Consider the following 13,930-nt stretch of genomic DNA (forward strand, 5'->3'; position numbering starts at 1 on the left):
TTCTGCGCGAGGTCCTCACCGTGGGCATCACCACGGGAGTCGTGCTGCTGACCCAAGACCGTCCTTTCCCATGGTCTTTCTGGACCGCGGTCGGTGCTTCGTTGTTGCTGCCCCTGCGGTTGCGTTGGCCATGGCTGGCCTCTTTGCTGTGCGTCCCCGCGGTAGCCGGCGGACTCGGCTGGGCTCCGGCTCTGGTGGCCCAATTCCGCTTGGGCCGCAAGGAAAAATCCATCCCGGTCCAGGTGTTCTGGGTCCTCCTCCTGACCGTGGCCGCAATCGCCCCCGTCCTCCTGACCGAGGACATCCCTCTTGGGCCTTTGCTCTTGGCCACTGCGTTCGCCTTCGGCCTGGCCGCGGCTCCTACAGCTCTGGGCGCTCTGGTGACAACGCGCAAGGAACTGACCCAGTCGCTCTACGAAACCCGCCGAGCCCGTGCCGCCGAACTGGAAGCCCAGGAAACCTCAGCCCGAGCCGCCGAACGAGCCCGAATAGCCCGCGAAATCCACGACGCCGTGGGCCACCACGCGACCTTGATCGCAGTGGAGTCCGCCGCTTTGGCCGCCACCGCCTCGGACCCGGCCGTCCGCGAGACAGCCCAGCGCTTACGTGCCCTGGCAAAGGAATCCTTGTCCGAGATGCGCGCGGCGCTGGGCCTGCTGAACTCCGACACGTCGTATGCGTCGCTGGCCGAGCTGGTAGACCGAGCCCGAGTGGCAGGCGTCGCCGTAACCCTGTCCGAAACGGGTGAGACCGTCCTGTCGCCTGCCGTGTCCCGAGCACTCTTTCGTGTGGTCCAAGAAGCCCTGACCAACGTGACGAAACACGCACCAGGAGCCTCCGTCCTGGTGACCGTCGACCGCTCCTCGCCCGTACGCGTCTCAGTGGTGAACGGCCCAGGCGACCTGCCTTCGTTGGGAGATGGCGGCGGCGCGGGCCTGCACGGCCTCTCAGAGCGCGTCCGCCTAGCCGGTGGCACCTTGACCACGTCGTATCGTGCGGACGGCGGCTTCAGCGTCTCGGCCGTCCTACCGCCCGGTAAGTCGAAGGTTGACGGACAAGACTCGACTTTCGGCGGTAGTGCACGATCCACCGCCGACGCATAGTTCTACCTGTCGGTCGAGGATCGGGGGATCGGTCGGACCGAGGGACGCGGGGACCCGTACGCCGGGTCCCCGCTGTATTTCTCCTGTTTCCGCAGCTCGGAGCCGTTGTGAGGGCCCGTTTTTGATCTCCGTTCAGGGTGTTGTAGGATTCTTCCTGCACGCCGGGGAACCGGGAGTGTGGCCGGGACGTGGCGCAGTTTGGTAGCGCACTTGACTGGGGGTCAAGGGGTCGCAGGTTCAAATCCTGTCGTCCCGACGGCCAAGAGGGTTCTCGCAGGTCAGATACTGCGAGGACCCTCTTTTTGTGATCTTGCCGAGTTCTGCCGGGTCGAGCACGCCGCTCATCGACCCCTTTACTCGGAGGGCTTTCACAATGCCTCTTCTCGACCTGAACAAGCTCTCAATCGGTCTCTCGAAGACCTGGACGGGCTATCTGCGCGACTGGGACCGCACACTCCGTTCCGCGAGTCATCCGGAGACCACTCGCTACAACTATCTGCTGGCCGCCGCTCAGCTCGCGCGCTACCTGGCCGAGTACTCGCCCGACCCGGAGGCCGATGACGCCGCCGACGACCCGTGCGAGGTGACTCGTGCGCACATCGAGTTCTTCCAGGCGTGGATGATCGAGACCCGATCGGGTGCTACAGCGCTGAACAAGCACAAGGGCCTGCAGCAGTTCTTCAAGTGGCTTCAGCTCGACGAGGAGGACATCGACCGTTCGCCGATGGAGCGGGTGAAGCAGCCCAAGCCGCAGAAGAAGCTCATCGCCGTCATCCGCGACGACGACACCAAGAAGGTCCTTGGCACCTGCAAGGGCAAGGACTTCGTCCAGCTCCGTGACGAGGCCATCATCCGGCTTTACTACAACACCGGCGCCCGCCTGTCCGAGGTCGGCAATCTCAGCCTCGACGACCTCAACCAGGACACCGACTCGGTGCACTACCACGGCAAGGGCAACAAGGACCGTCGCGTCCGGTACGGGCCCAAGACCGCACGAGCGATCAGCCGCTACCTCCGCGCTCGCGCGAAACACAAGGGCGCCGAGCTACCTGACCTGTGGCTCGCCGACCGCGGCGGCCGGCCGCTGAAGCCCAACGGCATCAAGATCATGATCAAGCGCCGTGGTCTCTCCGCCGGGCTGACCGGTGTGCACGCGCACCGGTGGCGGCACAACTTTGCGCACGAGTGGAAGCGCGCGGGTGGCGACACCGGCGACCTGATGCTGCTGCTCGGCTGGACTTCCGAGGACATGCCTCGCCACTACGGCGAGAGCGCGGCTGCGGAGCGTGCTCAGGAGACTCAGCTGCGGATGGGGATCGGTGAACATGTCTGACGACCTGATCCGCCGGGCCGTGGTCGTGATCATGGCGACCGTCGTCGGACTGACGTTCCTCTTCGGCTTCGGCAACGTGCTGAGCCTTGGTTTCCGGCTGGGCGTGCCGACCTGGGTAGCGCCACTCGTGGCGCCCGCAGTCGATCTCTCCGTGCTGGGGTTGTTGATCGGCTTGCGCCAGCTTTCGGCGACTGGTGCCACACCCGGCCAGTTGCGGCCAGCGCGACGACTGCTGTTGTTCTGCAGCCTGGTCACGCTCGCTCTGAACGTGGCCGATCCGATCATCGCGGGCGAGTATGGCAAGGCTGCCTTCGACGCGGTCGGTCCCCTTCTGCTCATCGGTTGGGCCGATGTCGGCCCGACGCTTCTCACACGGATGACTGCACCCGCTCCAGTGGGCGACCAAGAGGTCGATTCTGTCGTCGAGGAACTACCCACTGGTCGACCGGCCGACGAACCCGCTGCTCCCGCGGTCGTACAAGACGAGCTGCTCGAGCGGGCGAGGCGCGAGGACATCCGGCATCGCGAACTCCACCACCGGCCGATTTCGGCAGAGGCGCTTCGTCAACGGCTCCACGTCGGCTCCGCAAGGTCGAGAAGGCTAGTAAGGGCGGTTCGCTCGGAGGACTGGTCAGGCGTTGGGCCTGTACTCGCCAAAGCCTGAGCGAGTGTGGGGTCGGTCAAACGCGTAGTGACGAACATCGACTAGGTGGCGAACCTATAGGTATGACTCCGATCCATCGTAGAAAACTCGCCTCTGCCTCATCACGATTACCTGCTCCGCGTAGGCGTCATGGCCGAACTGGTCTGAAGAGACCATTGTCGACTTATCGGGAGTGGAAGGCCATGAACTGGTCAATGATCACTTCAATCACGTCCATGATCACGACGATGATCACCGCCTTCACCGCAGTAGGAGCGTTGGTGTTCACGAGTCTGGCGCTCAAGGCTACGCAGGCTCAGAATGCGGTGACCGAACAAGGCCACTTCACCGACCGGTACACCAAAGCGGTCGAGCAACTCGATAAGGCAGGCACCGACCACTTGCAGGCCCGCCTCGGCGCCATCTACAGCCTTGAGCGCTTGGCGCGAGACTCTCCCCGTGATCAAGCCACCATTGTCGAAGTCCTCTCCGCCTTTATCCGTACCAACGCCGCAGCGCCGACGATTGCCAGCCGTGATCGGAGTTCCTGCCCAGACCTACCTCCTCATCCTGATGTCCACGCGGCCCTTGCGGTTCTAAGCCGCCGCGACAGTGGGCGTGATAACCGGGCTTTGGTCGACCTGCGCGGAACGTGCCTACGTAACGCGCGCATCACTCACTTACCCAGTGGTGGCTTCGGCACGAATGTCTACAAGGCGCAGTTTGCGGGCGCGTACCTCGATGGCGCAGACCTCAGCGGTGCAGAGCTCTGGTTCGTGGACCTCCGCGGCGCACACCTCGATGGTGCGTACCTCAATGGTACGAAATTGGGCAGCGCAGATCTCTTCGCTGCAGCGCTCACAGACACACACCTCAACGGCGCAAACCTCAGAGACGCGGACCTCAGAAGCGCAACCCTTAATGGCGCAGACGTTCGTGGCGCGGATTTTAGCCGAGTCCAGCATGATGAATTCACTGACGTCGAGGGTGTCACCACGGACACAAAGACGCTCGGTCGGTGGTGGTGATCGAAAGTATCCGTATGAGCATCAACGATGCCGCAGGGCTTCACCTACGGCATCGCGCAGACCAACTACCGCGGCCTTGGTCACCTAGAGCGCGCCGCGAGCGGTGTGCTGCGGGCCAGCTACTACTTCGAGAGCAGTCGGACATCCGGCGCAAGACGCACAACTGGTAGGACCGCTGAGGGACGACTGGCAGGCAACCGTCAAGGTCGAGGTTATGGCGATCGTCTGCTCGCTAATCCTCAGGGTGAGCGACCGGCTCGTATGGCCTGATCCTGCGGGCGATTGGTACCTGCAGGACCGACGGTCGCAGTGATCGCAGTCCCTAATCGTTGCGGTGTGCGCAGGTTCGAACCCCCGGCAAGGCACCACGCAGACCTGCTCACCACTTCGGCCAAGCGTCTGACCGGCAAGTTGGTACTTGAGACCAGCTTCGTCGTGGACGAGCCGCGGGGTGGGCGATGAACCGCCAGGTGGAGCGCGGTGCAGGTGGCCTGGTCGTTCGTGCGGTTACGTGGATCATGGCTGCGGTCGTGGGGCTGACCTTCTTGTTCGGGTTCGGCAACGTGCTGAGCCTTGGCCTCCGCCTCGGCGTGCCGGTTTGGGTGGCGCCGCTCGTCGCGCCTGCGGTGGACCTCTCGATCCTCGGCCTTCTGTTGGGCATTCGGCATCTCGCGCTCATCAATGCCCCTATCGAGGTTCTACGTCCAGCGCGGCGGCTGCTGATCTTCGCGAGCCTGGTCACCTTGGCGTTGAACGTGGCAGACCCGATCGTCGCCGGCGAGTACGGCAAGGCGGCGTTCGATGCCGTTGGGCCCGTGCTCCTGATCGGCTGGGCAGAGGTCGGTCCTGGATTCTTGCAAGCAATCGGCGCTGCCAACCTGTCGGAGGCCGCCGCCGTGCCGCGGAATCGTGGCATGGAGCAGCGCATCGTGAAACTTGAGAACGAGGCAAAGGGCGGATTCGGATCGGACTCGCGGATGCGTAATCAGACGCGGGCTCGGAGCCGTCCGCTGGAGCAGTGTCTCGACGAGGCACGTCAGGCGGATGCGGCTCATCGGTCCGCCCACCAGAAACCGATCTCTGCGGAGACTCTGCGCGTCTGGTTGGGTATCGGTGCCGCGCCTGCTCGACAGCTCGTCAAGATCGTTCGCGCGGAGTACCAAACTCGCCTTGCACCTGATCCAGATCTTGACGAGTTCAGCCGGTCGCAGGGGGCAGATCCGGTCCCGGTGGCGTGATGAGGTCTTGCCCCTAGGCGAGCACGTGATGTGAGCGTTCGGAGTTGACAAGGCCTGCGGGAAATTCAGGTAGTCCATCGCCGCATCAACTACTGGCTCTGCGGGCGGCGGATCGAGAAGGAACCAGGAGAGCCGATCACCTGCCGACAACGTCGACTGGGCCTGCCTGCCACCGCGCGCCGCCGGACGGCCTGGGCTGGCGAGCGAGACGGAAAGGTATACGTGAAGGAACTAGCGATTAGCGCCGCTCAAGCTGCCCACTGGCTCCAACCTGGCAAAATATGGCATTAGCGCGTGCCCCAGCAGCTGTCCTGGGCAACTGCATCGGATAGCGCACATCCACCCGTGGTTGAGTGGCAGCCCAAGTCGATCTTGGACTCGGTCCCGAACGAGCGTTCGTGATCTGCTCTCATGATCCAACAGTACGGTGGTTCACAGGTTCCACAACCCGAGGCATTTGGCGGTTATGGAGCGTTCGAGGTCGAACTGCATCGGTTGGCAAGCCGCAAGTATCGTCTCAAATGGACACAGAGGCGCTTTCGGCTCGTTCGCCCAGTTCGACCTTCGCACGAGACTTGGAGGGCATACACGCGCTTCTGCGTTCGATCGCCCGGGATGGCGGCGCGGACCTGAATCGGGTGTTGGCGTTCATAGATGGCTGTCACCATTGCGATCGCCACGGCATGCGGGCGAGCTGCGAGGTGTGCCGGCCCGCCGGCATCACGGCGGAGATGCTGTTGACCCTGAAGCCGCTCAGGATGGCGATACACCGATCTCCCGACCCGGACGCTGCATGACGCTCACTGCGACGGCCTACTTGGCTCGTTGGAGGTTCATGGGCAAGGCTGTGCTGACCAATGGAATCCACGACCAGCGAGCAGCCGTTCGGTAGACAGGTCTTGAGCTAGGTGATCGTGTCCTTGGCCGAGGGTGTGATGGTGCCAGAGGGCTATCGGTGGTAGACCCTCCGAGGGGCGGTGCCTCGATCCGGCGTCAGTCAAGTCGCTCGTTCGAGTTCTTCAGGCTGGTCGCCGCGATCATCTGCTTCCTGCGAACCAGCCTCGCTGCCTGCCTGCTCTTCGTCGTCAAGGCGTCCTAGCCAAGCTTTGGAGTCCAGGTTGAGTGCCTTTCGCAGAGCGTTGCCGGCCGCTGACCCGACGTTGGCAGGTTGGTCCGGCTTGCTGAAGTACAAGATGTGCGGGAGCACAGGTACGAACCGTGTCAACGGTCCGCTGTTGATGCCGACGTCCTCGACCCCAGCGCCGAAGACCTTCGCGACAGGCCCCGCGAACCAGTCACCGAACATGCCTTTGCGGGCCGGGAAGAAGATGTTGGTCCACCTGGTGACGCCGAACAGCGCGGCGTGATGTAGGAGCCGAATCTTGCGTTCTCCGCCCGACTTGTTGTACTTGCGCTCGTAGCCGTAGCCCTTGCCGTCCTCGTGCGTGTCCGGGACGGGAGGTGAGGTCGGCAGTTCACGGTCGTCTATACGAACTTTCAGGGTCGTCCGACGGCGAGCGAACAGCATGTCGGCATGACTGAGTGGACTACCCAGGCTCACGAAGTCCGTCACCAGCCATGGGTTGCCGTTGCGGCGCTGTTCCAGCCAGGCTTCTCGTTGTGCTTCGCGGTATGAGTCCAGATCTGTGGTCGGGGGAGTTTTCACCAACGCTTCGCCCTTCAGGTAGAGCGCGTTGGTTGCCTTGACCTGCGGATTTTCAGGGCTGCCGTGCTGACTGTTGAAGTCTGGATACAGGAAGCAGAGAGCGTCGTATCCGATGATGCTGCCGAGACTGTGCCCGACGACGACAACGCGGTCGTACCGACCGGATTTGTGGATCCGCCGGATCAATTCGACCGCTTCGGCGCGGATCTTCTGGCGTACAGCCACGTTTCGAGGCGAGCGGTCTAGATACCGTGCCACGTCGCCGAAATGTGAGACCGCGAAGCCTTGAACCACGACGCGGATCAATGCACGGACAACGAGCCTTCCAAGTCCCGTCAGTCCGATCGCGCCGAGCACGATGGCCAGGGTCAGCCCGTCCTGTGTGGACAAGGCGTTCGCGCTGAGGGCGAGGGCGCCAAGCAACACCAGCACCGTCAGCCAGCCGAGGACCCACATCAAGCGCAGACTTCCGGACACTTTCCAGCGGAGGAGCAGCGTACGCACGAGCGTCCACAGATGGGTTGGAAGGTTTCCCTCCATGTGGTGTGCCCAGTAGTACTCGTAGAAGTCGGTTCCTGGTCGCTTGTCGTTCTCAGGTGCGTGAAACTTGCGCACCTCGAAGAGTTCCGACATCTGGTCCGGCTTAGACCAGTACTGAGCCTTCGCTTGGCCCTTCTGCTTGGGGTCCGGCGGCGACCACAGGGCCGCCTTGACGAAGCTTCGCAGAAAGTCCATCGCTCTCTGCTCGCCCATGCCATGGATGACGACAACTGCCTGCCGCATCACCCTCACCACCTGCGGTCGTACGGTCGACGCTGTGACGATAGGTCGCAGGACCGCGGGCTCGTGTTACCGACCCAACCAAGTGGTGCGGAGGACGCCTGCTGATCATCTCGTTGTCGACGGCGCGCGGCTGATCGGGCTGAGGCGCTCTGAGCCGACTGCGTTCGCCGCGCGAATGCCACCTGACGGGCCCAAGTCTCGTCGCTGGTCACCTCGCAGACGGCGTTGCTCGCATCCGGTGTCATGGCACTGTTTTGACGCAGCGGCTCGCATCAGCCAGCTCTGCGACGGCCCGAGGCTGTTGATCCCCCTCATCGAGGCCAGAGGTTGGATGGGGTTGCGACGTCGCCACCGGATAGTTGACGTGACCTCTTCTGACACGAACACCGCCGGAAGCAAAGTCGCAGATGCCAGACATAGATCCCGCGCAATCTCTGCACGGCGTGACGATCTGCACCAAAGTGACGATGTTCAGACCATGACGCGACGACGAGGGCTCCTGATCGGTCTCACGCTGATAGCGGGTGCACTGGGGTGGTGGGTCCTGAAGTGAGCCTGTTGTCGGACGCAGATCGGGTCAACGCCAGTGGTTACGGGCAATTCGTTACGCGCGTGCACAGGGAATGATTGGAGCGTGGGGACGCCGGATGCAATCAAGAAGGCGGAAGAAATCCGCAAATGCCTGCTAACGACTTCTCGTGGATGTGAATCTCCACCTTATAGTAATGATCCGCCATCCAAGGCGCCGGGATTCACTGCAGTTTCGGCTTTTTGTGCAGGAAGGCCGACCTATACGTGACTGCCGTCCGGACCCGGCCGAGGGTCGCTGCTGCGCTCAACATGGGCCTACGAAGCTGTGTTTACCTATTCCGAGAAGGTTCACAGCTGGCATGGGAGGTTCCTTTGCGGTGCAGATCCTTCGTCCAGTAATATCATCTTGCCTGACTGTGAATACATTCTCATCATGCGCCCCGAGTGCGATGATGTCGTGATCATTGTTTTGTAGTACATGTACCAGGTGGTGCTGACCGTTCTTGAGGTAGATAATTTCATGCGGAAGCCATATGCCGCTTCCGCCTCCTTCGTGGATCATTGTGATGGCAAGTCCAGCAACTAGTGAAGCGGTTAGATATCGTCGGGTCTTGCGATCCTGCGGGGATGTCAAAGCGTGCGCTCCACGCTTACTTACTCTATTTTCCGGGCCGGTTGAGGTTGCAATCTGAGCAATGTTAACAGCGACGGCCAACGTGAGTAGGAAAAAAGACGATCGAGGCGTCAGTATGGCTGCCAAGGCGAGTCCGATGAGACCCGCAGGAATTGCCCTCCTGGCGGGCAAGGTTCCAATCGACCCTAGTTGCAGTACCACAAAAAGTGACATTGAAAGTAAGGCTGGCAAGATCTGAAAGAGCACGTTCAAGAACGCTGTAGGGATGTTCAGGCTGCTCACTATGATCGATATGTTATGCGGGTCAAAGTGGCTGACAACGACCAGCTGTGAAGTTGTCACCAGGGCTGGAATGCCTGCGAATAAGAGGCCTAGCCAACCGGTCAGCTCCCTCCTGAACACAGAAGATTCTCCAGCCGCCGAAAGTTCCCCTTCGCGGGTTTCGCTAGGATCGTTCTGTGGCATCTCGCGAGTTTCTCCCTTCGATGTGGTCCTTGATGCGCCAGGCTTGGCACAGGCACCACGCGTGCGCGGCAGTTCGTCAAGATCATTCGATCCGAGTATGACGAGCAGGTCGGTGCGGCGCGACATGACAGTGATCGAGCTGACGACGCCGATCAAGCAGCGATCCTGATCGCCTGAGCTGCAGCCGATCGCTGATCCAGGGCTCCGCGTCTGGTGGTGGCTCGACGGTTGGCGCGAAGCAGATGTTCTTGGTGGACCGTCGGTCGCGGATCAGTCGTCTTTGGCGAGGAGCGCTTCCGTCACGGTTCTTAGATCTTGGCTGTCAAGCTCGCTGAGACAATCGAGGATGCTCGGGAAGACATGGTTGGCACTGACACCGGCATCACGGAGAAGCAACGTCCGCATGTGCCTTGCCGTCGCAGGAAGAGGGTCAGTGGGAATGTTGGCTGGATTATCGACCGGCAGAGCTGCTCTGACGGCTGCCCTTGTTGCAGAGACCATGTCGCGAGCGGATTGGCCGCGGGCGCAGAGCGACAGGAGGTTTCCTGCGAGGAGCAAGGAGCCAATCTCGATAGCGGCACGAGTATTGGGACAGTGCATCACCGAGCCGAATACTGCCGCGTATAGCCAAGCGGCGACTTGATCAGGCTTCTCTCGTTGGCAAGCCCGCAGGACGTTGCTAGTAAGCGTCGTCGTGTCGGCGATGTCAACCCAAGCTTGGGGCTGCATGAGACTCGACGCGGCGCTGCCTGCCTGCCAGTCTTCCTGGCGGGCAATCTTGATGATCCGCGGAAATTCCAGATTCGGGTTGCCGATACGTTCCTGAACAAAGGTATCGAGTACGGCGTCGAACCTGGTTGTGCTCAGAATTTTTTCTTTTAGAAGATGTTCAAGAACCGCCAAGGTTGAGAACGTGGGCACGCCAAGGTCGCGGATCACCACGCGGGCCGCGGAATCGTCACACCACACCGCAATTCTTTTGCTCACGCTAAGCTGCACCACTGAGGCGTGAACGTTGAGTCGAAGGCGCTCGTGATCCACGTTGGGCCGTATCGGCTCGCGCCGCAGTCTGGTGATCAGAGACTGTGCCGCAGTCAGGCTCGCTCTGGCGGCAGTTACCTGTTCCTCGGTAAGTTCCGTCACTCCAGGCGCATCCGCGTCCGCGTTGTAGTAGAGCGTTCCACTCTGGCGACTGAGAGCCTCGTCGTACTGGCGCGCATCGCGCGCCACTTCCTCGGTTGTAATGCCACGACGAAAGACTGCCAGGGCGGCTTCACGGATCTCTGCTGGAAGAGTGTTGAGCACCACGATGCTCGAGGCGTCGATCGCGACGTCACGATTGGCAGAATTGCGTACAGTCTCGCGGCACAGCAACGACTCGCGAGTGTCTGGATGAACCATAGGGAGGACGCCGGTACCTCTGCGGATCAGCACGTCGCAGTAGGTCCGTCCCGTGTACTCCGCCAGCAGGATGAGCGGCTTCTCACCGCGGTAGAACTGGCGGGTGAGGCGATTGCGTTCGGCCAGTCGTTCTGGAGTAGGTCGCACCGAGTCGGTGAGCGCCTTGATAAGAAGCTCGTCGTCCTCGGTGCGAATACGGCGCAGGCGGGGGCTTTCCGGCCACCGCTCGAAGAACGACTCGAGTTCTTGGTGGTATTCGCCGAGGAGCTCTGCCGGAATGGGATCGTCGGTGGGTTGCTGCATCATGATGGACCACAGAACGAAAGCGCTGACCTCCTCGTCACCGCGAAACTTTCTGAGAAGGTCCAGGCAGCCGCGGATCGTGGTAGCGGGATCGGCGAATCGCCGATGAAGCTCCGCCCACATCTGAGCGTGTGAGCGGGTTTCGGGCTGTAGCTGTACTGGTGAGGCCAGCAGGGCATCCCATGCGTCCGTCATGTGGTCCAGGACCATGAGGCTGTTGATGAGGACCCATCGAGTCGAGCTGTCGCTCGGATTCTCCTGAAGGATCTGCCGGCTATAGGCGATGGCGAGGTCAAGGTTGGGCTCGTCGAGCGCAAGTTGAGCTGCAAACCTCAATACGTCAACGAACTCAGGCCAGTCGAGGTCTCTGCTCTGAATCAGAGTGGAGACCAATTTACTAGCTCGTTCCGTCTGCCCCGCGCCGGCGAGGACCATCGCTGCCTGAAGGCGAAGGTGGGGGTCGCTGAAGTCATCGGCAGCGTCCAGGAGTGTTTCTGCCGCAGAGTCGATCTCACCTATGGAGCCGTAGGCGTCTGCGAGGGTCATTGCGGCTGTAATGGATTCGTGGCGTTGGACTCGTAGCGATGCAACCGAGCGGTCGTAGTTTCCAGCATGAATTTCGGCGGCCGCTTGAATCTCTGCGGCTGCTTGCGGATGTATCTCCCTCAGGTCGTCCAGTCTGGGGAGGTCAGCTGCTCCGGTCCTGGCCAGGCCGCTCAATGCTTGGACGAGGTAGGTGTAGTTGTCAGCGGCGAGATCGACAGCTTCGCGCCAGAACGGCGTGCTGTCTTCCCGTCGGACCTGGGCGCTCAGAGCCTCGATTAGCTTTCGGTGGAAAGCAGAAGTGACATTGGCCGTGGCCAGCTCAGCGATGTCAAACTTTCGGAGCTGCAACGCTGCCAGTGCGACTTGCTGGGCAACGTCAGTGTGCCTGAACTCTTCAGCGGTTGCGGTACCACCTAGATCGGTTGGCAGACCTGTGCGCAGCACAAAGTCGAGGTCTCCACGTATCCCAGCCGCTTCGCATGACGCGGCGGCAGCAGCGGCGCTGTCGCCGCGGAATCGGCGCCGATCATCTCGTACACGAAGTGCGATCTCCTGCGCTTCGCGCAGGTCTCCAAAGAGGATCTTGGAACCTCGTTGACGAGCTCGAAGTGTCAGCATGCGAGACCGCCACAACGCTACGCCGCCCAGCCATTCCTCTTCCAGTAGCTTCTTCGATATTGACAGTGCTTGGTGGAATGCTTCGGGCTCAATTGCATCGTCGTTAGGATTGCCCAGTGCTATCTGGATAGACAACAACGCCTTAGCTGCTCGATCAGCTGGGTCATCCGGCGTCCATGTGCGAATTTCCCGAAGCGCGTCATTGAGGCGGGACTCGAAAAGCGCCGCTACTGCGCGGGCGTAAGGGTGCTCGGTTAGACCTGATGGCAGAGCCTGCGCCAGCAGCTCGGCAGACGCGGAGTGGTCACCCGCCGAGGTGAGCGTGAATACTGTACGAGCCGTCCAGAGCTGCTTAGGTGGGAATCCTTGCTCAACAAGCTCGGAAAAAATCTCTGCTTGAAGTCTATGAACTCCATAGGCACCTGCCAGTTCGGCAGTGGCAAGCTGGGTATCCCAGTCCGACTGGGCAAGCCATGCAGGCCGTTGCTCCATCCATTCCGTCAGGACCGCCTGTGGCGTTTGCTCGTCCGTCAGCAGCCTGACGAGCCTCCGAGCACTGCGTTCGTCTGTAGCCACAGCCGCCCCGATCCTGCCGTGTGCGACCACAGGCAGTCGGTCAAGTCGCTCGGAAAGCCAACGATCTTCCGAGCTTGCCGGTGTGGAAGAGTGCGTCGAGACGATCCGTCCTGCCTTCTCAATCCCGTTATCCTGAAGGAAGTCCCAGATTTCGTCAGCAGATACTTCCTGATGGATGATCTCGTCCGCGTATTGCAGCAGCACTCTTCGGGCCGCTTTGACATTCCCTGAAACCAGGATGAGTAGCGAGGTGTCGATTTGCTGATCAAGGCGTTCATCGTCGATGGTGTCAACCTTGATGAGGCGCAGCAGTTGGTGCGCCTCGCCGCTGCCAATGCCACCCCATGCAGCCTTGAGGGTCTCGAACCTCTTTCTGCGCCCAGACTTGAGGAATTCGGACTCGAACTCTTCTCGGTCAATGGCATCACGAGCGCCGCCGCAGAGCTGGCGTAGTTCGTCAGCGCTCGTTGTGGACGAGAATATGCAATTGTCTCCGGCTTGTAGCTTCGGCAACCAGTCTTGAAGAAACTTCTCCTTCAGGAGCGAGTTCATTGTCCAGGCGCCGGCGCTCCTCTGCCGTTTCGACTGAGTCCAGGTGCAACTCGAGCCTGCTCGCAGCCGAAACTCCGCTCCCGCTCCGGCATCTCCAGGCACTTCCACGCGGAGGGAGTCGGCGCGCCCCATCAAAATGTCGATCATGGCCAGGACAGTGAACCGGCGTTCGTAGCCGTTGCCGAGCTTGTCCGCGGCTCCGCCCGCCAGCGCCATCGCCACACTGCACCTCACGTATGTCAGTAGCAGGGCTCGATGCCAACGGGCCCGTTCGTTAGTTTCTACACGCAGGGTCTGACAAAGACGCATAGACGGGCCAAGGGCACGATGTTGTGTCTGGTGGGGGTCACTGGACGATCAACGCTCTCGCCAGCTACGACCGGACATCCCCGAGTGCTTCCTTCCACGCGTCCCAACCGGGATGAGGCGATCGCGGATACTCCCGAAGCAGGCGATCGCTCTCGAGCCGTGGTGCACTGGTGGGGCGAAAGACAAGTTCGGGTGGCCCAA

The 13,930-nt window shown here is 61.5% G+C and carries 9 protein-coding genes and 1 tRNA gene; 7 read left to right on the forward strand and 3 right to left on the reverse strand.

Features of this window, described 5'->3' with window-relative positions:
* The first annotated feature begins 20 nt into the window (after positions 1-20).
* The 7 genes from AB0M24_RS38220 to AB0M24_RS38250 all read left to right on the forward strand — a co-directional run bounded on the left by AB0M24_RS38220 (position 21) and on the right by AB0M24_RS38250 (position 5,345).
* Positions 21-1,103, forward strand: a complete 1,083-nt coding sequence (locus AB0M24_RS38220) for a histidine kinase (RefSeq protein WP_363778367.1) — start codon at positions 21-23, stop codon at positions 1,101-1,103.
* Between the two features lie 182 nt (positions 1,104-1,285).
* Positions 1,286-1,359, forward strand: a tRNA-Pro gene (locus AB0M24_RS38225).
* Between the two features lie 117 nt (positions 1,360-1,476).
* The gene (locus tag AB0M24_RS38230) at positions 1,477-2,436 is read left to right on the forward strand and encodes a tyrosine-type recombinase/integrase (RefSeq protein ID WP_363778368.1); all 960 of its coding nucleotides are present in this window, start codon (positions 1,477-1,479) and stop codon (positions 2,434-2,436) included.
* Positions 2,429-3,100 (forward strand): hypothetical protein, encoded by a 672-nt coding sequence (locus AB0M24_RS38235; protein ID WP_363778369.1) that lies wholly within the window; start codon positions 2,429-2,431, stop codon positions 3,098-3,100. The genes AB0M24_RS38230 and AB0M24_RS38235 overlap by 8 nt, the downstream gene beginning before the upstream one ends.
* A gap of 215 nt (positions 3,101-3,315) precedes the next feature.
* A complete protein-coding gene (locus AB0M24_RS38240; RefSeq protein ID WP_363778370.1) occupies positions 3,316-4,107 on the forward strand; it encodes a pentapeptide repeat-containing protein in 792 nt (263 codons plus the stop codon).
* Positions 4,108-4,134: 27 nt separating this feature from the next.
* Entirely contained in the window at positions 4,135-4,377 is a 243-nt protein-coding gene (locus AB0M24_RS38245; RefSeq protein ID WP_363778371.1) for a DUF4360 domain-containing protein, read from the forward strand.
* Between the two features lie 188 nt (positions 4,378-4,565).
* Positions 4,566-5,345, forward strand: coding sequence for a hypothetical protein (locus AB0M24_RS38250; RefSeq protein ID WP_363778372.1), 780 nt, complete (start codon positions 4,566-4,568; stop codon positions 5,343-5,345).
* 997 nt (positions 5,346-6,342) lie between these two features.
* On the opposite strand, the gene AB0M24_RS38255 is transcribed toward AB0M24_RS38250, so the two are convergent.
* The 3 genes from AB0M24_RS38255 to AB0M24_RS38265 all read right to left on the reverse strand — a co-directional run bounded on the left by AB0M24_RS38255 (position 6,343) and on the right by AB0M24_RS38265 (position 13,636).
* The gene (locus tag AB0M24_RS38255) at positions 6,343-7,794 is read right to left on the reverse strand and encodes a hypothetical protein (protein WP_363778373.1); all 1,452 of its coding nucleotides are present in this window, start codon (positions 7,792-7,794) and stop codon (positions 6,343-6,345) included.
* A gap of 835 nt (positions 7,795-8,629) precedes the next feature.
* Positions 8,630-9,580, reverse strand: a complete 951-nt coding sequence (locus AB0M24_RS38260; protein ID WP_363778374.1) for a hypothetical protein — start codon at positions 9,578-9,580, stop codon at positions 8,630-8,632.
* Positions 9,581-9,694: 114 nt separating this feature from the next.
* Complete coding sequence (locus AB0M24_RS38265; RefSeq protein ID WP_363778438.1) at positions 9,695-13,636, reverse strand: hypothetical protein; 3,942 nt, start codon at positions 13,634-13,636, stop codon at positions 9,695-9,697.
* Positions 13,637-13,930 lie beyond the last annotated feature (294 nt).

It is taken from the genome of Lentzea sp. NPDC051838 (assembly GCF_040681245.1).
Taxonomy (GTDB): Bacteria; Actinomycetota; Actinomycetes; order Mycobacteriales; family Pseudonocardiaceae; genus Lentzea.